This window comes from Herbidospora daliensis, assembly GCF_001570585.1.
In the GTDB taxonomy this organism is placed as follows: Bacteria; Actinomycetota; Actinomycetes; order Streptosporangiales; family Streptosporangiaceae; genus Herbidospora; species Herbidospora daliensis.
In genome coordinates this window covers 33,915-54,518 of the sequence record NZ_BBXF01000004.1, presented here as the reverse complement: position 1 = coordinate 54,518, position 20,604 = coordinate 33,915, and the positions used below count along the sequence as shown (strand labels likewise).

General features: G+C 70.4%; 41 protein-coding genes. 1 reads left to right on the top strand and 40 read right to left on the bottom strand.

What is annotated here, in order from left to right; all coding sequences use genetic code 11:
• Window positions 1-62: 62 nt before the first annotated feature.
• From AW274_RS20480 to AW274_RS20435, 12 genes are all read right to left on the bottom strand, one after another.
• A complete protein-coding gene (locus AW274_RS20480; RefSeq protein ID WP_062434960.1) occupies window positions 63-1,442 on the bottom strand; it encodes a phage terminase large subunit in 1,380 nt (459 codons plus the stop codon).
• The gene (locus tag AW274_RS20475) at window positions 1,439-1,969 is read right to left on the bottom strand and encodes a helix-turn-helix domain-containing protein (RefSeq protein WP_062434957.1); all 531 of its coding nucleotides are present in this window, start codon (window positions 1,967-1,969) and stop codon (window positions 1,439-1,441) included. The genes AW274_RS20480 and AW274_RS20475 overlap by 4 nt, the downstream gene beginning before the upstream one ends.
• Window positions 1,959-2,246, bottom strand: a complete 288-nt coding sequence (locus AW274_RS20470) for a hypothetical protein (RefSeq protein WP_062434954.1) — start codon at window positions 2,244-2,246, stop codon at window positions 1,959-1,961. Before AW274_RS20470 ends, AW274_RS20475 begins: the two co-directional genes overlap by 11 nt.
• A gap of 2 nt (window positions 2,247-2,248) precedes the next feature.
• Complete coding sequence (locus AW274_RS20465) at window positions 2,249-2,554, bottom strand: hypothetical protein (protein ID WP_062434951.1); 306 nt, start codon at window positions 2,552-2,554, stop codon at window positions 2,249-2,251.
• The gene (locus AW274_RS40450; RefSeq protein ID WP_157520561.1) at window positions 2,551-2,808 is read right to left on the bottom strand and encodes a hypothetical protein; all 258 of its coding nucleotides are present in this window, start codon (window positions 2,806-2,808) and stop codon (window positions 2,551-2,553) included. The genes AW274_RS20465 and AW274_RS40450 overlap by 4 nt, the downstream gene beginning before the upstream one ends.
• Entirely contained in the window at window positions 2,805-3,071 is a 267-nt protein-coding gene (locus AW274_RS20460) for a hypothetical protein (protein ID WP_062434948.1), read from the bottom strand. The genes AW274_RS40450 and AW274_RS20460 overlap by 4 nt, the downstream gene beginning before the upstream one ends.
• Window positions 3,072-3,144: 73 nt before the next feature.
• Entirely contained in the window at window positions 3,145-3,354 is a 210-nt protein-coding gene (locus AW274_RS20455; protein ID WP_062434945.1) for a hypothetical protein, read from the bottom strand.
• Window positions 3,351-3,509 (bottom strand): hypothetical protein, encoded by a 159-nt coding sequence (locus tag AW274_RS40445; RefSeq protein ID WP_157520558.1) that lies wholly within the window; start codon window positions 3,507-3,509, stop codon window positions 3,351-3,353. The genes AW274_RS20455 and AW274_RS40445 overlap by 4 nt, the downstream gene beginning before the upstream one ends.
• Entirely contained in the window at window positions 3,506-3,958 is a 453-nt protein-coding gene (locus AW274_RS20450) for a hypothetical protein (protein ID WP_062434942.1), read from the bottom strand. Before AW274_RS20450 ends, AW274_RS40445 begins: the two co-directional genes overlap by 4 nt.
• Window positions 3,955-4,653, bottom strand: a complete 699-nt coding sequence (locus tag AW274_RS20445) for a GIY-YIG nuclease family protein (RefSeq protein ID WP_062434940.1) — start codon at window positions 4,651-4,653, stop codon at window positions 3,955-3,957. Before AW274_RS20445 ends, AW274_RS20450 begins: the two co-directional genes overlap by 4 nt.
• A complete protein-coding gene (locus tag AW274_RS20440; RefSeq protein WP_062434937.1) occupies window positions 4,650-5,201 on the bottom strand; it encodes a PDDEXK family nuclease in 552 nt (183 codons plus the stop codon). Before AW274_RS20440 ends, AW274_RS20445 begins: the two co-directional genes overlap by 4 nt.
• 486 nt (window positions 5,202-5,687) lie before the next feature.
• On the bottom strand, window positions 5,688-7,064 hold the full coding sequence (locus tag AW274_RS20435) for an AAA family ATPase (protein ID WP_062434935.1): 1,377 nt from the start codon (window positions 7,062-7,064) through the stop codon (window positions 5,688-5,690).
• A 217-nt stretch (window positions 7,065-7,281) separates the two neighbouring features.
• Here AW274_RS20435 and AW274_RS20430 point away from each other — a divergent pair, with 217 nt between their 5' ends.
• Window positions 7,282-7,467 carry a hypothetical protein gene (locus AW274_RS20430; protein ID WP_062434932.1) on the top strand — a complete coding sequence of 62 codons (186 nt, stop codon included), beginning with the start codon at window positions 7,282-7,284 and terminating at the stop codon, window positions 7,465-7,467.
• Between the two features lie 53 nt (window positions 7,468-7,520).
• Here AW274_RS20430 and AW274_RS20425 read toward each other — a convergent pair whose 3' ends face one another.
• The 28 genes from AW274_RS20425 to AW274_RS20295 all read right to left on the bottom strand — a co-directional run bounded on the left by AW274_RS20425 (window position 7,521) and on the right by AW274_RS20295 (window position 20,598).
• Window positions 7,521-7,856 carry a hypothetical protein gene (locus tag AW274_RS20425; RefSeq protein ID WP_062434929.1) on the bottom strand — a complete coding sequence of 112 codons (336 nt, stop codon included), beginning with the start codon at window positions 7,854-7,856 and terminating at the stop codon, window positions 7,521-7,523.
• Window positions 7,853-8,644, bottom strand: coding sequence for an RNA polymerase sigma factor (locus AW274_RS20420; RefSeq protein ID WP_062434926.1), 792 nt, complete (start codon window positions 8,642-8,644; stop codon window positions 7,853-7,855). Before AW274_RS20420 ends, AW274_RS20425 begins: the two co-directional genes overlap by 4 nt.
• On the bottom strand, window positions 8,641-9,069 hold the full coding sequence (locus tag AW274_RS20415) for a hypothetical protein (RefSeq protein ID WP_062434921.1): 429 nt from the start codon (window positions 9,067-9,069) through the stop codon (window positions 8,641-8,643). Before AW274_RS20415 ends, AW274_RS20420 begins: the two co-directional genes overlap by 4 nt.
• A gap of 163 nt (window positions 9,070-9,232) precedes the next feature.
• Entirely contained in the window at window positions 9,233-9,595 is a 363-nt protein-coding gene (locus AW274_RS20410; protein WP_062434918.1) for a DUF3322 domain-containing protein, read from the bottom strand.
• Entirely contained in the window at window positions 9,595-10,380 is a 786-nt protein-coding gene (locus AW274_RS20405) for a hypothetical protein (protein ID WP_062434915.1), read from the bottom strand. The genes AW274_RS20410 and AW274_RS20405 overlap by 1 nt, the downstream gene beginning before the upstream one ends.
• On the bottom strand, window positions 10,380-10,910 hold the full coding sequence (locus tag AW274_RS20400; protein ID WP_062434913.1) for a hypothetical protein: 531 nt from the start codon (window positions 10,908-10,910) through the stop codon (window positions 10,380-10,382). The genes AW274_RS20405 and AW274_RS20400 overlap by 1 nt, the downstream gene beginning before the upstream one ends.
• On the bottom strand, window positions 10,907-11,326 hold the full coding sequence (locus AW274_RS42075) for a WhiB family transcriptional regulator (protein WP_062434909.1): 420 nt from the start codon (window positions 11,324-11,326) through the stop codon (window positions 10,907-10,909). Before AW274_RS42075 ends, AW274_RS20400 begins: the two co-directional genes overlap by 4 nt.
• Window positions 11,326-11,865: a crossover junction endodeoxyribonuclease RuvC gene (locus tag AW274_RS20390; RefSeq protein ID WP_062434906.1), complete on the bottom strand. Its 540-nt coding sequence runs from the start codon at window positions 11,863-11,865 to the stop codon at window positions 11,326-11,328. The genes AW274_RS42075 and AW274_RS20390 overlap by 1 nt, the downstream gene beginning before the upstream one ends.
• Entirely contained in the window at window positions 11,862-12,014 is a 153-nt protein-coding gene (locus AW274_RS40435) for a hypothetical protein (protein ID WP_157520555.1), read from the bottom strand. The genes AW274_RS20390 and AW274_RS40435 overlap by 4 nt, the downstream gene beginning before the upstream one ends.
• Window positions 12,011-12,361, bottom strand: a complete 351-nt coding sequence (locus AW274_RS20385; protein ID WP_062434903.1) for a hypothetical protein — start codon at window positions 12,359-12,361, stop codon at window positions 12,011-12,013. The genes AW274_RS40435 and AW274_RS20385 overlap by 4 nt, the downstream gene beginning before the upstream one ends.
• On the bottom strand, window positions 12,358-12,708 hold the full coding sequence (locus AW274_RS20380; RefSeq protein WP_062434901.1) for a hypothetical protein: 351 nt from the start codon (window positions 12,706-12,708) through the stop codon (window positions 12,358-12,360). Before AW274_RS20380 ends, AW274_RS20385 begins: the two co-directional genes overlap by 4 nt.
• Window positions 12,708-13,076, bottom strand: coding sequence for a hypothetical protein (locus AW274_RS20375; RefSeq protein ID WP_062434898.1), 369 nt, complete (start codon window positions 13,074-13,076; stop codon window positions 12,708-12,710). The genes AW274_RS20380 and AW274_RS20375 overlap by 1 nt, the downstream gene beginning before the upstream one ends.
• Window positions 13,066-13,266, bottom strand: a complete 201-nt coding sequence (locus AW274_RS20370; RefSeq protein ID WP_062434895.1) for a hypothetical protein — start codon at window positions 13,264-13,266, stop codon at window positions 13,066-13,068. The genes AW274_RS20375 and AW274_RS20370 overlap by 11 nt, the downstream gene beginning before the upstream one ends.
• Complete coding sequence (locus AW274_RS20365; RefSeq protein ID WP_062434892.1) at window positions 13,259-13,843, bottom strand: hypothetical protein; 585 nt, start codon at window positions 13,841-13,843, stop codon at window positions 13,259-13,261. Before AW274_RS20365 ends, AW274_RS20370 begins: the two co-directional genes overlap by 8 nt.
• Window positions 13,840-14,040: a hypothetical protein gene (locus AW274_RS20360; protein WP_062434889.1), complete on the bottom strand. Its 201-nt coding sequence runs from the start codon at window positions 14,038-14,040 to the stop codon at window positions 13,840-13,842. Before AW274_RS20360 ends, AW274_RS20365 begins: the two co-directional genes overlap by 4 nt.
• Window positions 14,037-14,444 carry a hypothetical protein gene (locus tag AW274_RS20355; RefSeq protein WP_062434886.1) on the bottom strand — a complete coding sequence of 136 codons (408 nt, stop codon included), beginning with the start codon at window positions 14,442-14,444 and terminating at the stop codon, window positions 14,037-14,039. Before AW274_RS20355 ends, AW274_RS20360 begins: the two co-directional genes overlap by 4 nt.
• A gap of 55 nt (window positions 14,445-14,499) precedes the next feature.
• Window positions 14,500-15,093: a hypothetical protein gene (locus AW274_RS20350; RefSeq protein ID WP_062434882.1), complete on the bottom strand. Its 594-nt coding sequence runs from the start codon at window positions 15,091-15,093 to the stop codon at window positions 14,500-14,502.
• Window positions 15,093-15,494 carry a hypothetical protein gene (locus tag AW274_RS20345; protein ID WP_062434880.1) on the bottom strand — a complete coding sequence of 134 codons (402 nt, stop codon included), beginning with the start codon at window positions 15,492-15,494 and terminating at the stop codon, window positions 15,093-15,095. The genes AW274_RS20350 and AW274_RS20345 overlap by 1 nt, the downstream gene beginning before the upstream one ends.
• Window positions 15,491-16,504, bottom strand: coding sequence for a PD-(D/E)XK nuclease family protein (locus tag AW274_RS20340; RefSeq protein ID WP_062434877.1), 1,014 nt, complete (start codon window positions 16,502-16,504; stop codon window positions 15,491-15,493). The genes AW274_RS20345 and AW274_RS20340 overlap by 4 nt, the downstream gene beginning before the upstream one ends.
• Window positions 16,501-17,334: a hypothetical protein gene (locus AW274_RS20335; protein ID WP_062434874.1), complete on the bottom strand. Its 834-nt coding sequence runs from the start codon at window positions 17,332-17,334 to the stop codon at window positions 16,501-16,503. Before AW274_RS20335 ends, AW274_RS20340 begins: the two co-directional genes overlap by 4 nt.
• Window positions 17,331-17,693 carry a hypothetical protein gene (locus AW274_RS20330; protein ID WP_062434872.1) on the bottom strand — a complete coding sequence of 121 codons (363 nt, stop codon included), beginning with the start codon at window positions 17,691-17,693 and terminating at the stop codon, window positions 17,331-17,333. Before AW274_RS20330 ends, AW274_RS20335 begins: the two co-directional genes overlap by 4 nt.
• Window positions 17,690-17,941: a hypothetical protein gene (locus AW274_RS20325; RefSeq protein WP_062434870.1), complete on the bottom strand. Its 252-nt coding sequence runs from the start codon at window positions 17,939-17,941 to the stop codon at window positions 17,690-17,692. Before AW274_RS20325 ends, AW274_RS20330 begins: the two co-directional genes overlap by 4 nt.
• Window positions 17,941-18,345, bottom strand: a complete 405-nt coding sequence (locus AW274_RS40430; RefSeq protein ID WP_062434867.1) for a hypothetical protein — start codon at window positions 18,343-18,345, stop codon at window positions 17,941-17,943. The genes AW274_RS20325 and AW274_RS40430 overlap by 1 nt, the downstream gene beginning before the upstream one ends.
• Window positions 18,342-19,133, bottom strand: a complete 792-nt coding sequence (locus tag AW274_RS20315; RefSeq protein WP_157520552.1) for a hypothetical protein — start codon at window positions 19,131-19,133, stop codon at window positions 18,342-18,344. Before AW274_RS20315 ends, AW274_RS40430 begins: the two co-directional genes overlap by 4 nt.
• Window positions 19,130-19,495, bottom strand: coding sequence for a DUF6197 family protein (locus AW274_RS20310; protein ID WP_062434861.1), 366 nt, complete (start codon window positions 19,493-19,495; stop codon window positions 19,130-19,132). The genes AW274_RS20315 and AW274_RS20310 overlap by 4 nt, the downstream gene beginning before the upstream one ends.
• Window positions 19,492-20,040: a hypothetical protein gene (locus AW274_RS20305; protein WP_062434858.1), complete on the bottom strand. Its 549-nt coding sequence runs from the start codon at window positions 20,038-20,040 to the stop codon at window positions 19,492-19,494. Before AW274_RS20305 ends, AW274_RS20310 begins: the two co-directional genes overlap by 4 nt.
• Before the next feature lie 79 nt (window positions 20,041-20,119).
• Window positions 20,120-20,386 (bottom strand): hypothetical protein, encoded by a 267-nt coding sequence (locus AW274_RS20300; protein WP_062434856.1) that lies wholly within the window; start codon window positions 20,384-20,386, stop codon window positions 20,120-20,122.
• Entirely contained in the window at window positions 20,386-20,598 is a 213-nt protein-coding gene (locus tag AW274_RS20295) for a hypothetical protein (RefSeq protein ID WP_062434853.1), read from the bottom strand. The genes AW274_RS20300 and AW274_RS20295 overlap by 1 nt, the downstream gene beginning before the upstream one ends.
• Between the last annotated feature and the right edge of the window lie 6 nt (window positions 20,599-20,604).

The window sequence follows — 20,604 nt, the reverse complement described above, 5'->3', positions numbered from 1 at the left end:
CACGAGTGGCGCGCGTTACAGGGCGCTGGGGTCCCGGGCTGTGACGAGCCTCGGGGCCCTGCTCATTTCATGACACGAATGCTGGGCTTGTTCCGCGGGTCGCGGTGCAGCACCAGGTATCTCATGGCGTCGCAGCCGTGGTCACCATCCTTGAGGGGCTGCTCCTTGGGGTTCTTACCCGCGCCAACGTCCCACACATACCCGGGGATCTCCTCCTCCGTACTGGTGGGCTTCTTCGCGTCCGCGAGCTCCTGATCCCGGGCGACGCGGGAGTCGCGCAGGAGGAACAGACGCGGCCGGCCGTCGGAGGCGACCTTCATCCGCTGCTGCACGGCCTGGATCCCGTCGAGCACGGCCTTCTTCGCCGCACGCGTCGAGCGGCCCAGCTCCCGTTCCAGCACGGCGCGCCCCTCGGCGTCGTGGTCGGCGAGGATCAGCCGCGGCATGGGCTCCGTCCACTCGCCTCGCTTGCGATGAGCCGGCACATGCGACCCATCGCGGGGGGCGACGAAATCAGGGTTCGGCTTCGTGACGGTTTCGAGAATGGCCTCGGCCATTTCGTCCACGGTCTTTTTCGTCGAATAGTGCTCGCGGTACATGAACAGGCGGCCGTCCGGATCCTCGGCCCACATCTGGCAGACGAAGGCGTTCACGTAACCGAAGTCGACTGTCCAATACCTGGTCCAATCGTCCGGCACCACGAACCGGTCAACGACGTGGACACTCGGGTCCCAGCCCTCGTAGATGATCCCCTCGTTGGCGACCCACTTGCCCCAGCGCATCCGGTGGTAGCGGGCGCCGGTGAGCGACTCCAGGCGGGTCAGGTAGTCGCGGCCGTATTCGGTCCATTCGGTGCCGTCGTGCATTCGGGGGTTGTCTTCATGCTTGGAATACAGCATGACGGCGCGGCCTTCATCGGCGCGGATCTTCAGATGGTGGGTAGGCGGGCCGGGATTGGTCGCCATGATCAATTGTTGGTAGGACAACCGCCCATTGCGCAAACGGGTGACGATCGTGTCGATGTCCTCTTCGGTGCATTCGATCGCCTCGTCGATGAAGCACAGGTCGTACTCGGTGCTGAGCAGCCGCGTCGCGCGGTCGAGCCCGCCGACCACGACCACGCTGCCGTTGCGGAACTTGAACGAGGCGGGCTCGGAGCCGGAGCCGCCGTACCAGCGGACGTACCCGTGCTCGATCGCCTCGGCGGCGATCTTCTCCCGAAAGGTGACGAGGGTCGAGGCAGTGAGGGAGGCGTGCGTCTTGCGAACGATCAGCGCGCGGACGCGAGGAGTCATCAGGCAGGCGAAGAAGACCTTGTACAAGGCTCCGACGCTTTTGCCGGTGCCGGCCGCACCAGACAGCAGCAGCTCAGGGTCGGTGCGAGCGAAGGCTTCCTTGGCGGCGCCGCGGGGTTCGAAGCGGATGACGGTCTGGGTGGTCATTTCACGACGTCCGCGTCGACTCCGACGATCTCCCAGCGGATGCCCGCGTCGACGGTGAGTTCCTGCTTGACCGGTGTGTCGAGGCCGAGGAGTTTCGCGCGCCGTTCCTGGATCTTGAGAAGCCGGTCGACGGCCTGGAGGATCGGGGCGTCGTCTTCGATCGGCACGAGCTTGCCGTCTTCGTCGGGGAGCTGGACGACCTTGCCATTGGAGACGGTCAGGTGCTTGCGCTCCAGCACGCCCTGAACGGCCTGCCACATGCCGTCGAGCCGCTCCAACTCCAGGGTGCGGACGGCCTCGGCAGGCTCGGCGAGGGTGTCGGCCAGGGCGCGCTTGACGGCTTCGTAGGCGCTCTGCCGGGAGATGCCGAGCTGGTCGCCGATCTGCTGGTAGGTGAGGGATCGGGCCCGGAGGGCAGCGGCCTGGGCGTCGCGTTCTGCGACGGTGGGGTCTCGGTCGTAGCGGCCTTTTCCGTCGCGTGCCCTGCTGGCCATGTTGTCAGGGCGGGGTTCGAGCTCATCGGACATCGGCAGCCTCCTGATCGCGGATGACGGCGCGGTCGGCTCGGACGACGGCGAGTTCGGCGACGTTGTTGACGATGACGAGTTCGACGTCGGACCAGTTGTCTTCGAAGTGGTCGATCAGCGCGGTCTTGGTCTCGTCGTCGAACTGGCCAGCGATGAGCACTCGGTCACCAGGTTGGATGACGAGGGCCTGGCCGGTGACGTTGATGGTGATCGGGCTGGTTTTGGGCTGGGTGCCGGTGTTGCGTTGGGCGGCGCGTCGGAGGCCTTCGAGGTTCACGGCTACCAGTCCTCGTGGTTGAGGTTGATTCCGGCGATCCAGGATCCGGCGCGGAGCCTGAGGTTGGTCCATCGGTCGCCGAGCTTCCAGCGGAGTTGCCGCCAGCGGGAGATCTTGGCGGTGGGCGGGGGCGCGTAGCCGTCGGGGGCGAGGCCGTAGTCGGCGAGGAGTTCGTTGGGGATCTTGACGTATCCGGTGAGTCTCCTGATCGGGATGGGTGTGGGGGCGTCGGGGTTCGGGTCTGGGGGGTAGGCGGTGTGGAGGTCGTCGAGGGCGCGTCGGGTGGCGTCGTTGAAGGGGCTGGTCATGTGCTGGCTTTCTCGGTCGGGGCTGGTGCTTTGTCGGTGAGTGCGATGCGTCGGTAGCTGCGTCGTCCGGGTCGGCGGATGGTGGTGCTGGTGAGCCATCCGGCTCGGGTGGCGGCGGTGAGGACGTCCCAGGCTTCTTTTGCGGTGCATCCGGTGGCTTGGGTGGCGCGGTGGATGGTGGCTTTGTGGGAGCCGTGGTCGCGTCCGGTGAGGTTGGTGTGGATGGCGGCCCAGATGGCGGCGCGGTCGGTCACGGGTGGCGGCGTCCTCGGACGTACTCCAGCCGCCAGATGGTGCCGTTCGGGGCATCCTCGAAGCTGCCGGATTCCAGCCGCAGGTGGTTCCTGACGCCGCGCAGTGGAGCACTGCGGGTCGCGAGGGCGAGAGCTCGGCGGGCGACGTACGGCAGGGGGACGCCGCGCGGTTTGACCGAGACGTCGATGACGATGCGGCCGGGGCCGGGGCCGAAGCTCCATCGGTAGAGGCGGATGCGGGGTCTGCGTCGGGTGGTGCTCATGTGGCCTTCCTGGGCTCTGTGGCGTTCTGTGGCGGGCGTTCAGCGCTGGCGTGTGGTTCTGGTGGGGTGCGGCTCAGTTTCGATCTGAGGGCCGCACAGCGGTGATCGTGCGGGTGCGGACTGCGGGGGCGGGCTGGTTGGCGCAGACGCCGCAGAGGTCGCGTCCGCCGGGGAGTCCGACCTTGCAGTCGGGGTTGGCGGTGTCGCGGGCCGCTCGGGCGGTCTTGGCGGCGTTGATGATCGTGAAGCAGGCGTCGCAGATGAGCGTGACCTCGACGCTCATGAGGCGAGTCCGGCGCGCAGGAGCGGGGTGGTCTGGTGCTGGTCGTCGTTGAAGTTGCCGGTGACGATCAGGTAGCCGCAGTCGAGTCGGGCGCATTCGAGGAGGGCTCCGCCGGGGGCGTCGTGCCAGATGAGGGGGCCGGGGCACTGGTTCACGTGCTGGTCCTTTCGGTGTGGTGGATGACGTAGCTGGCTCCGCACCGCCCGTTGACGACGCGCGTCGCGCCGGGTGTGTGCCAGTGGAGGTCGCCGCACTTCGGGCAGACGACCCGGGCGAGCTGGTGCATGAGGCGGCCGGCGATGGGGATGCCGTCGGTGAGGTAGGCGGTGACGTGGTCGCGGATGATGCACACCTCGACGAGCACGCGGGTCTTCGGGCGTTCGCAGATGACGGCGCACGGGTTGCAGAGGCCGTAGCCCTCTTCGCGTCCGCAGGTGAGGCAGGTCGGGGCGCACGGCCCGGGTGCGGGTTTCCGGGGGAGGTCGAGGACGTGGCGGCTGCGTCGGACTTTCAACTCGGGGTTGATGGTTGCCGGGGGCGTCGCTTCGGGCTGGGCGAGGTCGAACAGGCCGGGGTGGTCGAGGACCTGGGAGCGGCGGGTCATGCCTTGACCTCTGGGCCAGGTTCGACGAGGTAGCCGGTCAGCTCTGTCCGATCGAGCATGTCGTCGATCCGTTCGATGCTCGGAAAGGTGCGCTGGAGCCTTTCGACGAGGCGGTTGATCGGGGCGATGTCCCCTTTGATCTCGGAGGCGGTCAGAGCCCGTTGGGCAGCCTCGACATGGGTCCGGCGGACGTTGACGCCCCGGTAGCGGGAGTTGCCGATGCCGGTGAAGGTCTCCTGCTGGCAGCCGTCGGCCCATAGCCAGAAGATCGAGACCTGGTTGAGGAAGTCTGTTGCTTCGAGGATCGAGCTGGGGGTCAGCCACCACTGCCCGCAATGGTGCAGCCGGTCGACCAGCTCGTCGCGGTTGATGCCGACGTAGAAGTGGTCGCCTCGGTCTTCGGTGTCGAGGTAGGCGCCGTTGGAGAGGGGGCGGTGCTCCCAGCGGGGCAAGGCGTCGTCGATTCGGCCGGCGATGTTGTGGCGGGGGTTCTCGGTCTTGATGGCCTGGAGCTCGGCGGCGAGTGCGGCCTCACGGGTCGGGTGGTGCTCGATCGTCATGGAGGCGACGTCGCCCCACCAGGGCTTGTCGGAGCGGTGCTGTTCGAAGCGGCGGCCGGGGTTGCCGCCGATGCCGACGTAGAGCAGGGAGCCGTCGGCGGCGAACAGTCGGTAGAGGCTCGTGGGGAGGGTCATGGCGTCTCGCCGTGCTCGAAACGGGCCGACCGTGCGGCGGTGACAGCCTGAACGAGCCCTTCGCCGAATGACTCGGTGAGGCCGCGCTCGTCGTGGGTGAACTTGAGGACGCCGGTCGCTTCGTCCAGCTCGACCGTCTGGAACCAGTACTGGTCGGCGGTCGTCAGCTTCCGGCCGTAGTCGTGGAAGAACGCCGCCGTGAATGAGCTGGCGGACAGGCCTGGCGTGAACTGGTGATAGAGCCGATGGGCGGGAATGCCCGTCAGCAGCAGAACGGGCAGCTCTGCCCCATCAGCGAGAGCGCGGCACAGGTCGACGTGCTCGCCTTCGTGCTCGCCGACATCGGCGTTCTTGACCTCGGCGAACACGCGTTCGCCAGTCGGCAGAGTGATCCGGAAGTCAGGCAGGTACGGGCGCCCGCTGACGACATAGCCCTGTGGCTCGTACTCCCATTCGAGGCCAAGGCGGTCGAAGAAGACGGCCCACCGTGCTTCGAGGCGGGAGCGGAAGCGGTGGCCGGCGTATGTGGTCTCGATGGGGGTGATCACGTGGTCGCGCCTTTCTGGGGATCGGGCTTCGCGTGGGTCTTGGCTCGGAGCTGAATCAGCTCGGCTGCGGCGTAGAGATCGCCTCCCGGGGGCTTCATGAACTCCCCCAAATTTCGGGACAGGGGCTGCCCGTCCCATCCCTGTCCTCTCTTACGAGAGGAGAGGACAGGGACAGCAGGACGGACGCCTTGCCCGCACCTTGATCGTCTGCCTGTCCGCGACCTGTCCGGGACAGCTCCGACCTGCAGAAACGCGAGACGCACGGACAGCTTCCGGACAGGTCCGAGAGCCCCGAAATACCTGAGGGGGGTATCACGACCTGCGAAGCGCCGCTACCTGCGACGATGCCGCCAGGACAGCCGGTCCCGGACTGTCCGCCGAACTGTCCGGGACAGCTCGGACAGCAGGTCAGAGCACATCCGACATAGGCGGCAGGGGGTATCTGGGAGCCCTGTCCGGGCACCTGTCCCGGACAGTTCAGGTCCTTCACAGCCCCGCCTTACGGGCCGCGATCGCCGCCGAAATCGTCTCGTTCGACGCCTTGATCCCCGCCCCGTGAAGCTCCTCACGGACCGCGTCCCGGCCCGCCTCCTTCGGCACGCCAAGCTCCTCCAGGACGTCCACAACCTGCTGCACGCGCGGCGGTAACCCACCGGTCGCCAGCTCGTGCCGCAGCGGGTAAGCGCGGCGCCGGAGCTCGATCAGCGGCACGCCGTGGTTGGCGCGGCTCATCTCCCGCTTCAGGTACAGCGCCGTTTCGCTGATCTTCACCATCAGCCACACCGCATCCACGTCGGCGCCCTTCGCGGACGAGCCGCGCTGCCCCTTCTCCAGGTCCTTGCCGGAGTGGTCGAGCCGGATCACCGCCACCCCCATCCCCTTCAGCGGGGCCAGAGCGTGCCGGTAGAGGTTGGAGAAGGTGTCGGCGTCGTTCTCCGACCCCTCGATCACCCGGGAGACGGTGTCGATGACGACGAGCACGGCCTCGTGGTACTTCACGAGCGCCATGAGGTGCTGGCCGCCGGCGGCGCTGTCGAGGACGGGGAGGCTGGGGAAGCTGTAGTAGACGAGGTTGCTCAGGTCCTCCGGGCCGTAGCCGAGGTTGGCGAGGCGTTCGGTGACGTCGTCGATGGTGTTCTCGATGTCGACGTACACGACCTTCATCGGCGGCTTGGCGGCCTGGCCGAGCACGGGGCGCCCAGCCGCGAGCGCGGCGGCGATCTCCAGTGTGAGCAAGCTTTTGCCGGTCTTGGGCGGGCTGTAGATGGCGATGGAGCGGCCGGCCTCGATGAGGTTCTCGACGAGCCAGGGCACTTCGGCGGGTTTGCTGGCGAAGGCGATCTGCCAGTCGAGGGGCTGGTAGAGGCTGACGACGGGGTTGGCGGCGCTGGTGGTGGCGGTGATGTCGCCGAGCGCCTTGTCGATGTCGTCGCGGACGAAGGAGAGCGCGCCTTGGACGTCGTCGGCGCTGCCGGGGCGGCGGAGCTGGTCGAGGGCGCGGACGAGGGTGGCGGTGGCGCGGTTGGTGGCGGCGTGCCGGGCGACGATCTCGACATGCTCGGGGTAGTTGGCGATGAACCGGCCGTGCTCGAAGACCTCGAAGACGTAGGTCGGGTCGGGGATTTGGCGGAGTTCGTCGGTGCGCCGGAGGTAGTCGGTGACGTTGATGGGGTCGGTGGCGTTTCCGGCGTCGGACAGTGCGAGCAGGGCGCGGTAGATGACGCGGTGTTGTGGCCGGTAGAAGGCGACGGGGTCGGTGAGGGTTTTGCGAACGTCGTCGACGATCGCGGGCGCTTCCATGCAGGCGCCGAGAACCGCTTTCTCTGCGTCGAGGTCGTACAGCGGTTCGTAGGTGGTGGTCACCGTGCTCCCCATGGTGCGTGTGCTGGTTGGTGGGCTGGGGCGGGGTCTGTCAGGTCCGTATTCGGCCTCCTGCGGGCATGCCGAATAGAGCCCGTGGCGGGCTGTCTTCGCAGGTTGGGCGACTCTTACGGTGTCGCGACACCATCCTAGCGGGGGTGTCGCGACACCTCAATGTGGAAGTACGCTTATCGGTGTCGCGACACGAAGGGAGCAGCCGATGCCGTCCAAGGGCACGCCTCGCCAGGCGTTCCGCGTCGAGCCGTCCCTGTGGGAGCAGTTCGGCCAAATCGCTGCCATGTCGGGTAGCGACCGGGCGGCCCTGCTCCGGGCCTTCATCCGCTGGTTCCTCGACATGCCGGGCGCGGAGCTGCCGACTCGCCCGTCCCGCACCGACCGCGACTGATCGGCCGGCCCCGCTTGTCTGCTGTGTTCGGCGCGTCCGCCGCGCGGTCACGGTCACGGCTCCCGCCTCGCGGCCACTTCGCGATCCGCGAGCAGGCACTCCCGGTGGTCGGCGCACCAGTGCTGCCCGAACGCGGTCACGCCTCCGGGAGCGAAGGCCAGGCAGGCGAGGCCTCGGGCCAGCGCGGTGAAGGTCTCCCCGGCGCCCTTGCCGCCGTACAGCAGGACGTCGCCTTTCTCGCCGAGCAAGGTCGCGGACGCGCGGCCGGTGTGGTGGGCGATCTGGGTGGCGCGGAGTTCGTCGTCGACGGCGCGCAGGGCGGCGATCTCCAGTTGGACGGCGGCGGAGAGCGCGGGCAGGAGCGGGTGGCGAAAGTCGGTCAGTTTCACGCCATCCCCGCCTTCGTCCCGGCAGGCGCTCTGCGGGCCTCACGGCAGATCCGGCAGATGATCTGCTGTTTCGGCTTCCCGCCCCGCATGGTGTGCTTCACGTACGAGGTCTCGTCGGTCCGCTCATGGCCGGCCGGGCACGTGGGCGAAGGGTCCTTGCGGCGCCGGTCGCGTCCCCACGCCGGCGACGGTGTTTCGCCTTCGTGCCAGAGCTCCTTAAATCGGCCGCGGCCCTTGTGGGCGAGCTGGTGGAGCGCAGCACGCGAACGGCCGAGGGCTTGGGCTGCGGTGTCGATGCTGCCGAACGTCGCCAGAGCGGTGAGCGCTTCCTGCTGGCCGGCGGTGAGCGCAGGCCAGATCTGGTCGACGGCGAATCGCTCGACGATGCCGTTCTCGGGGCTGCCCGCGTACCGCTGAACCTCGTCCCAGTACAGCCAGAACGAGGTGCGAGTCGTGCCCTTGTGGCGGATCCGGTCGCGGCCGTGGTGGCGGGCTTCGTCGGCGCTGGCCTGGGAGATGGCGTTCCAGCCAACAAAGATCAGGTGGGTGGGTGTGGGGCGATCGATGCAGGCGTACAGCTCGGTCGCGATCGCTGACCAGGCGATCTCGTAGCGATCGGCGCGGGAGAGCGCGTATTCGCCGATGCCGCGGGACACGGCCATGCGTGCGAGGCGGTCGAGGTCGGAGGCGAGGTAGCCCCAGCGGAGGCCGTCGCGGGCTTCAGCGGTCTCCTGCTGTTCGATGCCGTTGGGTTCGGCGTCGGTGGCGAAGTAGGTCAGTTGCGTCACGCCTGCCGCCCTTCGGCCTCAGCCGGGCCGCTGTTGAGGACCTTGCTGATGGCGAACCGGGCACGGTCGAGTTCGTCGGCCCCGGCGAGCATCCGGGCGCACTCGATGTCGGGGGCGGCGCCGGAGGCTGCGGCCATGTTGGTGGCGCGGTGGGTCCATTCGGCGTTGAGGTTGTGGAGGGCGGTGCGGAGGCGCTGGTTCTCGGCCTCCGCCTTCTCTGCGCGTCGAAGGAGGGCTTCCTGGCGCATCCCGCACCCTCCATGTGTGAGGGCGTCTGCCGCAGTCGAGGAGACGGCCGCTTTGAGCGCCTCTATCTCCTCGTCGCGGACGGCGAGCACGGCACCGGCGATCTCGTCGGGTGAGGTGCGGAGGATCATGTTCCGGCCGATGGCCTCGGCCACGCGCTTGCGGTAGTCGTCGTTCACGCGTCAGTCCTTTCAGGGGTGGTCCACCAGCGGTCGCCGAGCCGGGGCCTGCCCGCCGCGCATCTCGCGCCGACGATGTACGGCCGGGTGTCGGTGCGCGTGCGGCCGGGAGCCCCGCACCGGCCAAACAGGCGCGATACGGGGCGGGCGGCGGGCTGGCCGGTCAGCGGTAGCCCCGGTTGGTGAGCTCGGCGAGCTGCCGGTTCGCCTGGTCGGCTCGCGCGGTTTCGCGCAGACACTCCTCACGGGCCCGCAGGCACAGCCGGGCCGGGACGTCGACCTCACGGCCGAACTCGTTCACGCGCGCCTCAGCCGTCCCGGCGATCTGCTTCTCCAGGTCGCCGATGCGCTGCTGGGCGTCGGCGAGGTCGGCTGCGAGCTCGTCGGCGGTCGGGTCGTCGCTGTGGTCGAGGTCGACGGCGAACGGGTCTTCCCCGACGGCGAGGGTGAGTTCGCGGCGCCAGGAGCGGGCGCGGCCGGCCAGGTAGCCGACGAGCAGCAGGCCGAGGCCGATGAGGAGGTCCATCAGAACGGCTCCTCGTCGTCATCGTCGTCGTCCGGCCCGGCGGCGTCGGCCTCGCGCGGCGGCGGGGTCAGGTCCTCGGGCGCCGCGTCGGCCAAGTCGCTATTCCAGGGCGAGGCGGCGAGCACGCTGGCGGGGTCGTCGTCGAGCGTGACCGGCGTGATCAGGCCGATCGTGTCCTCGGCCAGCACGAGGACCGGCCGGGCCCGGCGCGGCACGAGAGGCCGCTCCTCGTCTTCGGCGATGAACAGCCGCAGCGGCGTCCCCTGTGGGGCGGCCTTCGCCCAGCGGGCCATGAGCTGGGCGCTCATGCCGAGCATCGGCCCGGCCGGGGTGAGCGGGCGTGCGAGCGCGTCGGCGATCATGCCGCGCCAGTTCGGGTACGCGGGCGGGGTGCCGTCGCCCCAGCGGAGGGAGCCGAGCACCATCCTTTTGTCGTCTTCGGAGTCGACGCGCAGGCCGAGGCGGCGTTCGTCGCCGATGGTCATCTCTTCGATGAGGATGCGCAGCTCGGGGTTGGTCTTCTTCGTGAACTTGAAGATCTTGAGGAGGTTGGCGGCGTCCTCGCGGAGGATGCTGATCGCGGTGTTGTCGGCTCCGTCGGGGATGGGGTGGCGGCGGACGGCGATGGTGTAGCGGTCGAAGCCGACGGTGTAGAGCACGTCGTGGCGGATCTCGAAGCGGACGGTGTTGAGGCCCTTGATGTCGTCGGGGTCGGTGGAGGCGTGCGGGAGGACAGGCACGAGCAGGGCGTGGAGTTCGCTGGTGAGCATGTCGATGCGCGGCATCAGGTTCCTTCGGGGCGTGGGGGCAGGGTGCCGGTGTGGGCGGTGAGCAGGAATCCGGTCGCCCGCGCCTGCGGGTCGGCGGCCCAGGCGATGGCGTGGATGCGGCCGAGCGGGACCGCGTACCGGACGCCCGACAGGGCGGCGCTCCAGGCCTGCCAGTGGGGGTCGTGGACGACGACGGTCGCGTCGGGGTGGAGGAGGTAGCGGGCGTTGAGGTGGCCGCGCTGGTAGATCCAGGGGGTGTCGGTGACGGCGGTCCGGGGCTGCTTGTCGAGCAGCGGGAGTGCCTGGCGGGTGATGGTTTCGGGGTTGAACGCGCTCGTCGGGCTGACGTTGGTCAGGTCGCCGTTGGAGGTGATCAGGTAGGTGCCGGGCTCGGGGTATCCGAGCCGGTCGACGAGCGGGTCGGGTAGCAGGACGCAGCCGTGTGACCAGCCGGCGTAGGTGTGGCCGTCGTGGCGGGCGATGGTCAGCGTGGCCTTTCCGTGGCCGGAGGCTTTGGCGAGGCGGTAGAGCGCGGCGGGCTTCACGCCGCCACCCGGTGGACGGGCTGGGGGACGATGCCGCGTTCTTCCTGGATGGCGCGGCGTTGTGCGCGCGAGTGGCCGCCCCAGACGCCGTCGAGTTGCCAGTGGAGGGCGTATTCGAGGCAGGCGTCGAGGACGGGGCAGCTGGCGCAGATTTTCTTGGCGTCGTTCTGGATGACGCGGTGGTCGGACATGAACATCTCGGTGTCGGCGTCGCGGCAGGCGGCCCGGCTGGTGTCGGGGAAGGCGGGGCCTTGGACGGCGGCCGGTGTGGGGTAGCGGCGGGCGATGGCGAGGAGGTTCTCGACGGTTTTGGGGGTGAGGTGGAGGGTGGTGGCGATTTCGTGGTGGGTGCGTCCGAGGTCGGCGAGGCGGGCGGCGCGGTGGGCTTTGGCGAGGGTGGCGGGCTTGGGTGCCATCAGCGGGCCTCCGCCATGGGCCAGAACACCTTGTCGAGCGCCTCGCGGTGCAGCGCGGGGACTTCGACGACGGGGCTCCCGAGGCGGGCCAGGCCCATCGCCTGAAGCCACCAGGCGTCGCACTCGTCTTCGGTGGGGAACTCCAGTCCGGCGCGCTTGAGCGCGGCGGTGGCCATCTCGCTCTTCGTGGCGCCGCCCTTGCCGGTGGCGTACTGCTTGAGGTGCTTGACGTTGACGAGGGCGAGCGGGGCCCCGGCGCGGTAGCAGGCGAGGCGGACGACGCCGCTGATCTCGGCGAGGCGGTGGGCGGCGGCGGAACGGATACCGGGTGCGTAGTCCTCGATGACGACCAGCTGCGGCCGGTAGTGCTCCAGGAGGTGGGTGACGGCCTGCTCGGCGTTGCTGAGTCGGTTGAGGTCGTCGCCGAGGGTGCGGGTCTTGCCGGCCTTCTTGGGGGCGGTGATGAGGCCGGTGCCGTCGGGGTGGGCGACGCCGCTCTGTTCGGCGGCGAGGTCGAGCCCGATCACGTGGTGGGTCATCGTGTGGTCCTGATGAGGTCTGCGGCGATGACGCCGGCGGCGGTGGCGAGGTGTGCGCCGAGGATGAGGGCTCGCGCCCACGCCGCCCTGGGCGCCGCGAGGGACGTCAGGGCGAGCGCGGGCGCGGCGAGGATGACGAGCTGGGTCACCGGGGGCGGCCTTCGATCTGGTCGGCGATGAAGTAGCCCTCGGCGAGCATCTGGTCGCCGATGTTGCGGAGCGCCCGGCGGAGCCGCATCTCGTCTTCGGTGACGACGACGGTGGGGGCGTCGTCGGGCCAGAGGATGCGCGCCACCTGGTCGGCTGTGCGCTGCTGGCCGGAGCCGAGGAGGGTGGCGTGGAGGGTGAGCAGGCCGCCGATCAGGTCGTTGCGCTTGCGTTCGGCGGCGTTGGTGAGGGCGCGTTCGCCGCGCACCTTCCGCATGGCGGGGATGCGGCCGGCCAGCCAGCCGACCACGGTGGCCACGACGGCGGCGGCGATCGTCAGGGCGATCACTGCGCCTCCTTGGGCTGGTAGTCAACACACGCCGGCCACCACGCCCGGCAGTCGGTCGCCGCGCCGTTGCTGAACCGTCCGGGGATGTCGCACTTGGGGTAGCGGTGGCCGTTGTGGGCGGCGTGGGTCCGGTGGGCGCAGCCGCCGCAGCGGTGCCCGTCCGCGTGCGCGTCGTCGGCGGGGGCCGCCCCGTCGTGGAGACGGAGCGGCCGGGTGAGGACGAGCGACAGGGGGTGGTGTCCGGCGGCGAGGGCTTCGCGCTGGCGTCGGGTGCGGCTGACGCCGTCCGACTCCTTCGGAGCCGCAGGCGGGGGCGGCGGGGTGTCGACGTGGAAGAGGGCGTCCATCACGCCTCCCCGAGGAGGGTGCGGGCGATCTCCAGGACCGAGCAGCCGGGCGTGCAGTACGCGGCCCGATGCTCGTCGAGGACGCGGGCCAGCGGGCCAGCCAGCGCGGGCGACATCATCGCGATCCAGTGGGCGCTCTCCTCCGAACGCGGGTGCGCGTCGGGGAGTGGCGACGGGATGAGGGCGAGGGAGACGCGGTCGGGGTCGCTGATGGTGGACGACGGCTGGACGCCGTCGCCGGTGAGTTCGGGGCCCCACCAGAACGGGCCGTCGACGTTCCACGGGCCTGGGGCGGCCTTCTCGGCGCGCTCGCGCAGCTTGGCGACGGCGGCGAGGATCGTCTCGGCGGGGGTGCGGTCAGCGGCCATCGGTCGCCTCCTCCTGGCTCGCGCGGGCGTTCATGCGGGCCTTGATCTGCTCCTGCGTGGGCTGCACGTACTGGTGGCCCGGGAGCGGGTTGCCGTGCTCGTCGGTGGTGGCGTAACGCGTGTAGTGGGTGCGCTCCTCGACGCCGCAGTGGCGGCAGCCGGACGGGACGATCAGTGCGGGCTCAGCCATCGGTGGCCTCCGGCGCGTCGAGGTCGGACGGGCCGTCAGCGGGCGGGATGACCACCCACCACTCCTCGACCTGCACGACCCGCGTGTGGCGCTCGACCGGCGTGAACACCGGCTCGTCGTCCTCGAACGGCTTCGGACCCAGACCGTCAGGGTCAACCAGATACGAGGCCCTGAAGTGGCGGCCCGCCTCGTCGCGGATGACGAGGTGCCACCACCGCATGTCCCGGCGGGCCTCACCCTCGGAGTTGGCCACGACCGTCCAGCCGTTGACGGACACATCCGGGTTGGGCTCCCGCTGGGCCAGCTCCCGGGCGACGTACACGGGCAGCGTGACCGGCTCGGTGGCGACCGGGCCGGGCTTCTCGACCGCGAACACGTGCGCCTCGAAGTGCTCGGACGCCTTGCGGTCCGGCCGGACAGCGTCCCGGACGGGGATCATCCGGATCTCGACAACCGGCAGGTCCTCCACCCAGGTCACCTCGGGCAGGGCCACGCGCTCGTTGTCGTCGTCGAACGAGTAGGTCCCGTTGTGGGCGGTGAGGACGCTCGCGGCGTCGGCGGGGGTGAACAGGCTCATGAGGCGCTCCGCAGGTCAGGGGTGGGGGTGTAGCAGGCCCGGTTCAGGTCGGCCTGCTGCTGGCGGGCGGCGTCCACCACGCGGGCCAGCGCAGCCCAGCCGGTGAGAGTCCCGTGCCGCTCACGGCGGCCCAGCAGGCCGGAGAGCCGCTCCGGGGCCGGGCCCGGCCGCTCGTGGCGGCCACGACGGCGGCTCACTGCTGCACCTGGCCCTGCTGCACGTACGGCCGCTGGTACGACGGGTGCGTCACACCCTCCGCCCGGTCCTGCTCGTCGTGCGCCTCGTTGATCCGCTCCAGCGCCGCCTCCTGGCCCGGCTCCAGCGTCGGCGGGTAGTGGCGGCGGTCCGGCGGCAGAAACGCCGACAACGTCGGCTCCGGCTCCGCGAACGCCCCGAGCTGCTCGACGGCCGCCCGCATCTCGAACACGGTCCGGGTCTGCTGCGCCCGCAGCGCGTCGATCTGCTGCTGGAGCGGTGCGACCTTGGCGTCCACCTCGTCGGCCAGTGCCTTGATGTCGTCCTCGACCCGGCCGGCCATCCGGTCGATGGTCGTCCGCGACAGAACCAGCGGGACGGGCTGGGGGATACTGGGGTGAGACATGTGCTTCCTTCAGGGAGTGAGGGCCCCGCCGGGCATGGCGGGGCCCGAACGTGTTTCAGGGGGAAGTGAGGGACTTCCGGCGCAGGCGTTCACAGACGCGGCACTGGAACCCACCGCTCTTGCGAGGCCGGGCGTTCTCAGGCGTCCGCTCGTGCCCACGGGCGCAGCGGCCCCCGTTCCGGGGACGTCGGTTCTTCGCCTGCTCCGAAGGGGTGGCCCATCGGCAGTTCTCTGGGCTGTAGGGGCCGTCGTTGTCGATCCGGTCGAGAGTCATCCCGGCCGGCCGGGGCCCCATGTCGGCGTAAAAGGTGGCGAAGTCCAGCCAGCGCTCGCACACCGTGATGCCGCGGGCGCCATAGCCTGCGTAGGCGGCGACTCGGGGATCGGTGCAGCGGCGGATCATCATGTGCCAGCTGAAGTAGTCGCGGGTGCCGGTCATCGCGTGAGAGGTATTTGCGGCGACGGTCCGCTCACGCTGTAGGCAGCCGCACGAGAAGCCCCTCTTGCCGATGGAGGTCATCGGCACCAGGACGCTGGCGGTCCCGCAGGAGCATCGGCATTCGACATGCGTCTCCGGCGGGTTGCGCTGCTTGATCACGGTGAGGCGGCCGAACACCGCACCGACGGGGACGATCCGGGGGCGGCCCATCAGAACGGCACCTCCGTCCGCTCCACCAGCCCAGCGGCCTCGCGGTCGGCGTCGACGTCCCACGGCCGCCGAAAGTACGTGCGCCGGGCGATCTCGCAGCCCGAGCACTTGCACTGGGCGACCGTGTCGACCGCACCGGTGGCGGTGTAGGCGAACGTCTGGTGACCGGCCAGGACCTCGGCGAAGACCTTCTTGGCCTGCTCCTCGTCCGAGCGGTACTCGTTGATGCGCTCGCCGAACTCGGCCTCGCGGCAGTCACAGGCGGTGCGGTGGCTGGCACAGGCGAGCCAGCGGGGGTCCATCGTGTTCTCCGGAAGCGGCGCCGACAGCGGCAGCACCACACCACGGAAGCCGCCGAACCGGGCCACGTGACGGATCGCGATCTCCTTCGAACCCGTCACTGAGAACCTCCCGGCACGAACACGTCGTCGCTGGCGTCCACCAGGTCCAGCCGGACCTCGGGCTTGCCCGGCTTCACCGGCACCGGCCGGCCAGCCGCCGCGTAGTCCTTGCGGATCTGCGTCCCGTCCAGCCGCTCCGGCGACGTCACCGTGAACCGGATCGCCTTGCCGAACCCCGGAACCGCGACGTGCTCCACGCCGGCGTCGTTCGGGCGCAGCGCATCGAGAGCGCCCCGGGCGGTCTTCTCGTCGGACTCGGCGGCCTTCTTGCGGGCGCGGGCGTCCTCCAGCTTTGCCGCCCACCCGGCGGCGTCCGGGTCCTCGACGTACAGGACGCTGCGCGGGTCGCGGCCGTCGACGGCGCCCTCCCAGCAGGCGTCGCGGAAGGGGCAGTGCTCGCACCACGGCGAGTCCGGCTGAAAGTCGCGCGGCAGGTAGTCGAGCTCAGTCGAGCGGACCTCGGCCACCCACGCCAGCGCGTCGCGGACCACCTGCGGGTCGAACCTGCCGACGTAACGCCACTGCTCGCCGGTGTCGCGGGCGAGGTAGTCGATGACGATCCGGCGCACCGGCAGGCCCTGCGAGATGAGCGCGGCGCCATAACCGTGCGTCTGCCACAGGTGGCCCCGGTCCGGGCCCTGGACCTTCAGCTTGTCGAGCCGCCGCTGGGAGGTCGTCTTGACGTCGATCAGCGACGCCGTCGCCTTCTCGTAGCGGTCGAGGTGGCCGAGGATCCCGGCGAACTCGACCTCGTGCTCGACGAGGTCGTCGGCCGGAATGAGCCCGTCGGCCTGCATCTGCCCGAATACCGTGGAGACGGCCTCGTGGATGCCGGTGCCCATGATCGCCGGGAGCGACCCGCCGTCGTTCGTCGGCTCGACCCCGGCCAGCCGGTATCCGGCGCGGCGTCGGCAGCCGCCGAGCTCGCTCATGCCGAACTGGCGCTGCCGGGAGCGGGGCCGTCGTTTGTCCCACTCCAGCAGCAGGTCGGCGGTGGTCAGCGACTTCACGCGCCACCGTCCGGGCAGTCGCTCTCGTCGTGCGGGCCCATGCAGATGGTGCAGGTGAGCGGGCCGCCGTCGGCCGAGCCGGAGGTGTGGGCGTTGGCGATGCCGAGGATCTCCTCGCGGAGTGCCTCGTCGGGGGTGTCGTCGACGATCTCGCCGTCGGCGATGTCCTCGGCGGGCGGCTGCGCGGCCGGGGTAGTGCGGGCGTCGACGGCGCGGGCCAGCGACACCTCCGGCGGCGGGGGCGGGGCGTCCTCGTCGGGGAGTTCGGAGCCGAACCCCATGGCGACCTCGGGGCAGATGCCGGTGGCGCAGTTGGCGACGGCCCGCCACAGCAGCATCCGCTTCGGGTGCTGCTTGTAGGTGTCCTTGCCGAGGAGGCCCGCGAGGCGGGCGTCGTCGATGGTGAAGGTCTCTTCCCAGTCCTCGCCGGTGTCGCCGCGCGTGATGCGGATGGTGCATTCCTGGGCGGTGTGGACGACCTTCTCGACCTTGTGCCCGGCGGACCGGACCTTCGCCAGCCACAGGCGGCCGGAGAGCTGAGGGCGGCCGTTGACGACGTAGATCTCCTGGATGGACTGCATCGGCGCGAGGCCGAGCTCGGCGCCGTAGAGCAGGATCAGGGTGACGTTCGCCTGGGTCGCCTTCGGGTTCTTGGTGAGGCTGGCGGGCAGCAGGTAGGACTGCATGAGCGCGCCGGCGAGCCGCCACGCCTGGTCAAGGTCGGACAGGGGGGCTCCGAGCGGGACCGGCGCCTTGGCCATGGGCGGCTGCTGGGGCGCGGGGACGGCCGGCGTGTTCCCGTTGGTGTTTTCGACGTGCTGAAGGGTCACGGGTTGGTCCTCCGGTCGGTGGTCTTGAGGAGTGCGTTGAGGGCGTCGGTGACGCGCCCGCGTGCGATGTCGGCGGCGGCGTCGCTGGGGTCGGGCCCGGCGAGGTCGGGCTCGATCTCGGTCCAGTGGAGGAGCCCGGCGTCGAGGAGGTCGCGCTGTTCGACGGCTCGGACGAGGTCCTCGAACAGGGCCCAGGTCTGCGCCTCGGTGCGTCCGGCCCCGGCGAGGTGGTCGACGGTCTTGTGGATCTCGTAGAGGTTGCCGTCGGCGTGGTCGCGGGCGAGCTGGAGGAGCTGGTCGCGGGTGGCGGTGCCCGCCGCGCTGGTGTGCGCGGCGGGGGCCAGAAGGCGAGCGGTCACGAGGTGCGCCCCTCGATAGCCCTGTTCCAGTCAGCCGCTCCGGGCGACAGGAACGCGGTGGTGTCCTGGTTCGCGATCGTGGCGGTCGCGGCGGTCAGGGCGAGCGTGGCGACCGTTTCGGGCTTCCAACGGGACAGCCACGTGATCGCGGCCTTGTCCTCGTCCGTCAGCTCCAGGCCGTCGAGCGCCTTGGTGACGGTGTGGATGTTCCTCGACCGCCAGTCCGAGGTGGCGTACGCGCTGCCCATCAGACGTCACCGCCCGGCCGCTCGTCGCGCCAGATCAGAGCCATCGGGCCGAACTCGCGGTTCACGCCGTACAAGTCGTCGTGCGTGGGCCGACGCCCCCACCGGCTCGTCTGAGCGGGGATGAGGATCACGTACGGCTCACCGGCCGCGTCGTCGGTGTCGACCGTCTGCGCGAACCACATGCCGCCGCTCGCGTCCCGCCAGACGTCGCCCGGCTGGGCGTCACCATCGGCCGGCAGAGTCCGCTCGATCGTGAGGGCCGTTTCGGCGAAGTCGAGGCGGGTGAAGAAGTCGTCGCCCATGTTGCCGGGGACGCGGAGGTGGACGGTGCCGTCGTCGTGGGCGTCGTGAAGCTTGGCCTCGAAGCTGATTCGCACGGTCTCGCCGCGCTGGTAGGTCGTCACAGCGCACCGCCCGGCCGCTCGTCGACCGTGATGGTCCAGCCGTCGGCCTCCAGCGACGCCCGCTTGGCGTCGATCCGGGCCGGCTGGACGTACTCCGACCCCGTCGACTTCCCGTTCACCTTGTAGACGACGACGTGCGTCGGCCCGCCCAAGTCGTTGCCGGGGATCCAGTTGATCGTCACCGTCTTCACCGGCACGGGTTCGTCGGCCAGGTCGACCGGGACCGGCGAGTCGCACCGCTGGTGCCCGTACATGCTCACCAGCTCGTCGCACCGCTCGCAGTGGTAGTGCGACGTCCGGCCGGCCGCCTCCCGGCAGCACTCCCGCAGCGGCGGGATCGCCGGGAGGCCCTGGTGCTTGCGGTGCAGCTTCTCCAGGTGGACCCGGTAGCCGTAGTCCCAGCGGGTCGGCTCGTAGATCGGCCGCACCTCCAGCTCGGCGAGCTCGGCGGCGACCTGCTCCGCCGTCAGGGCGTCGGCCTCGGCCATGTGCCGGATGAGGTCGGCGTCCTCCTGGGCGTCCCGCTCCCGGCGGCGCTCCGCCCGCCCGCAGGCGGTCAGCGCCGCCCGGATCTCCCAGCCCGACGCCCGGCCCTCCCAGGCGTACACGGCGTCGGCCGGCTCCGTCGCGGACTCCTCGACCGACAGGCCCAGGTGGGTGGCGAGCGCCTCGTACACGTCCTTGCCGGACCCGTCGGCGGTGGCGGTGACCGCGCCGGCGATGTTGCCGCCCGGGTGGCAGTCCATGTAGGTGAGCACGTCGAACACGCGCATCGACAACGGCTTCATGAAGCCACCGCCTCAGCGGCCGCAGCGGCAGCCAGCAGCGCCTCAACGACCTGCTTCGGCGTCGTCTGCCGGGCGTCGTGCCAAGCCGCCACGTCACCGTCGACGTGCGCCTCCGACGTGTCGATCCCCAGGTGCCCAGCCAGCACCAGCCGGGGCTGGTCACCCGCGTCCGGGAACGACGCCGGGGCCCCGCCGGCGGCGATGTCGATCGCGCCGAGGACGCACACGCGGCACTCGCTGACCGGGACGCCCTCGCGCTCCTGCTGGGCGTTGTAGTACGAGCCCTTGTGCGCGCCGTTGCGCTGGTAGACCTCGGCGGCCCGGCGCAGCACGGCCGGGACGGACATGTCGAGGTTCGTCACGACGCCACCGCCGCGAGCTCGTCCTCGACCTCGACGGCCTCGCGGGCGCAGATCGCCCGACCGGCCGCCTTGATCAGCTCGTCCGTCCGCGCCGACGCCGCCCGGAACTCCGGCGCGAAGCTGCCCTCGTACCCGAGCCGCACCGCCTCGGCGGGGCTGAACCCGGCGGCGGCCAGCTGAGCCACCATCAGCATGTTCTGCGCCGAGTGGCCGTACGGGTACTCCACCGCCCACTCGGCCAGCGCGGCCAGCACGCGGTCGACGACGGTCTCCGGCGACGGCTCGGCCAGCTCCTTCACGCGGCCGGCCACGTCGGCGTCCACACCACACGCGACCAACGCCGCCTGGAAGTCCAGGCCCTCGCCGTGGCGGAGCTCCCCGTTGAGCGCCTGGACGCTCCAGCGCGAGACGAACGGGGCGCGCGGCTTGCGGATGATGATCTCGTGGTGGTCGACCAGCAGCGCTTCGACGATGGGGCCGACGTCAGCGGCGGCGAGCACCTCCCGGGTGCTGCGCGCGTCGATCTCAGGGATGATGGACGTCACGTCCTGCTCTCCTTCTGTGAAATAGGGGGATGGAGCGGGGCTCGCGGGCTCCGGGTGCCTCCGGGGCCCGCCTTTGTTGTCAGGAAGCGCGCTTCGCGGCACGGGCCTGGCGGCCGGCGCGGGTGAGGCGGGCGTAGAAGGCGGCCTTCGCGTTCCCCGCGGCCTTGAGGCGGTCGGCGTCGGACATGACGCCGTCGGGATCGACGCGCTTGAGCCAGTACTCGATCGAGCCGGGCCCGGCCGCGCGGGCCGCCGACGTGGCGGCGGTCCGGTCGCGCTCGCGGGCCCAGCGCTCGTTGGCGGCGATCCGGGCGAGTTCGCGCCGGTCGGCGTTGGACACGGGCATTAGTCGTCCTCCTGGTCAGTCGGGTCGGTGACCTCGACCTCCTCGACCTCGAAGAGGTCTTCGAACTTGAGTTCTTGGTGGGCCAGGAGCACTGCGGCGATGAAGCGCTCGCCGGGGGCGATTTCGTCGCCCTCGATGCGGCTGACGGTCCATCGGCTGACGCCGATGTGGTCGGCCCGGCTTGCGCTGGTGGTGAGGCCCTTTGCGTTCATGCGCCG

Coding starts and splice junctions, on each gene's coding strand:
- AW274_RS20480 (WP_062434960.1), bottom strand. CDS start 1,442: ATGACCACCCAGACCGTCATCCGCTTCGAACCCCGCGGCGCCGCCAAG.
- AW274_RS20475 (WP_062434957.1), bottom strand. CDS start 1,969: ATGTCCGATGAGCTCGAACCCCGCCCTGACAACATGGCCAGCAGGGCA.
- AW274_RS20465 (WP_062434951.1), bottom strand. CDS start 2,554: ATGACCAGCCCCTTCAACGACGCCACCCGACGCGCCCTCGACGACCTC.
- AW274_RS20460 (WP_062434948.1), bottom strand. CDS start 3,071: ATGAGCACCACCCGACGCAGACCCCGCATCCGCCTCTACCGATGGAGC.
- AW274_RS20455 (WP_062434945.1), bottom strand. CDS start 3,354: ATGAGCGTCGAGGTCACGCTCATCTGCGACGCCTGCTTCACGATCATC.
- AW274_RS20450 (WP_062434942.1), bottom strand. CDS start 3,958: ATGACCCGCCGCTCCCAGGTCCTCGACCACCCCGGCCTGTTCGACCTC.
- AW274_RS20445 (WP_062434940.1), bottom strand. CDS start 4,653: ATGACCCTCCCCACGAGCCTCTACCGACTGTTCGCCGCCGACGGCTCC.
- AW274_RS20430 (WP_062434932.1), top strand. CDS start 7,282: ATGCCGTCCAAGGGCACGCCTCGCCAGGCGTTCCGCGTCGAGCCGTCC.
- AW274_RS20410 (WP_062434918.1), bottom strand. CDS start 9,595: ATGGACCTCCTCATCGGCCTCGGCCTGCTGCTCGTCGGCTACCTGGCC.
- AW274_RS20405 (WP_062434915.1), bottom strand. CDS start 10,380: ATGCCGCGCATCGACATGCTCACCAGCGAACTCCACGCCCTGCTCGTG.
- AW274_RS42075 (WP_062434909.1), bottom strand. CDS start 11,326: ATGGCACCCAAGCCCGCCACCCTCGCCAAAGCCCACCGCGCCGCCCGC.
- AW274_RS20390 (WP_062434906.1), bottom strand. CDS start 11,865: ATGACCCACCACGTGATCGGGCTCGACCTCGCCGCCGAACAGAGCGGC.
- AW274_RS20380 (WP_062434901.1), bottom strand. CDS start 12,708: ATGGACGCCCTCTTCCACGTCGACACCCCGCCGCCCCCGCCTGCGGCT.
- AW274_RS20375 (WP_062434898.1), bottom strand. CDS start 13,076: ATGGCCGCTGACCGCACCCCCGCCGAGACGATCCTCGCCGCCGTCGCC.
- AW274_RS20370 (WP_062434895.1), bottom strand. CDS start 13,266: ATGGCTGAGCCCGCACTGATCGTCCCGTCCGGCTGCCGCCACTGCGGC.
- AW274_RS20365 (WP_062434892.1), bottom strand. CDS start 13,843: ATGAGCCTGTTCACCCCCGCCGACGCCGCGAGCGTCCTCACCGCCCAC.
- AW274_RS20355 (WP_062434886.1), bottom strand. CDS start 14,444: ATGTCTCACCCCAGTATCCCCCAGCCCGTCCCGCTGGTTCTGTCGCGG.
- AW274_RS20350 (WP_062434882.1), bottom strand. CDS start 15,093: ATGGGCCGCCCCCGGATCGTCCCCGTCGGTGCGGTGTTCGGCCGCCTC.
- AW274_RS20325 (WP_062434870.1), bottom strand. CDS start 17,941: ATGGGCAGCGCGTACGCCACCTCGGACTGGCGGTCGAGGAACATCCAC.
- AW274_RS20315 (WP_157520552.1), bottom strand. CDS start 19,133: ATGAAGCCGTTGTCGATGCGCGTGTTCGACGTGCTCACCTACATGGAC.
- AW274_RS20300 (WP_062434856.1), bottom strand. CDS start 20,386: ATGCCCGTGTCCAACGCCGACCGGCGCGAACTCGCCCGGATCGCCGCC.
- AW274_RS20295 (WP_062434853.1), bottom strand. CDS start 20,598: ATGAACGCAAAGGGCCTCACCACCAGCGCAAGCCGGGCCGACCACATC.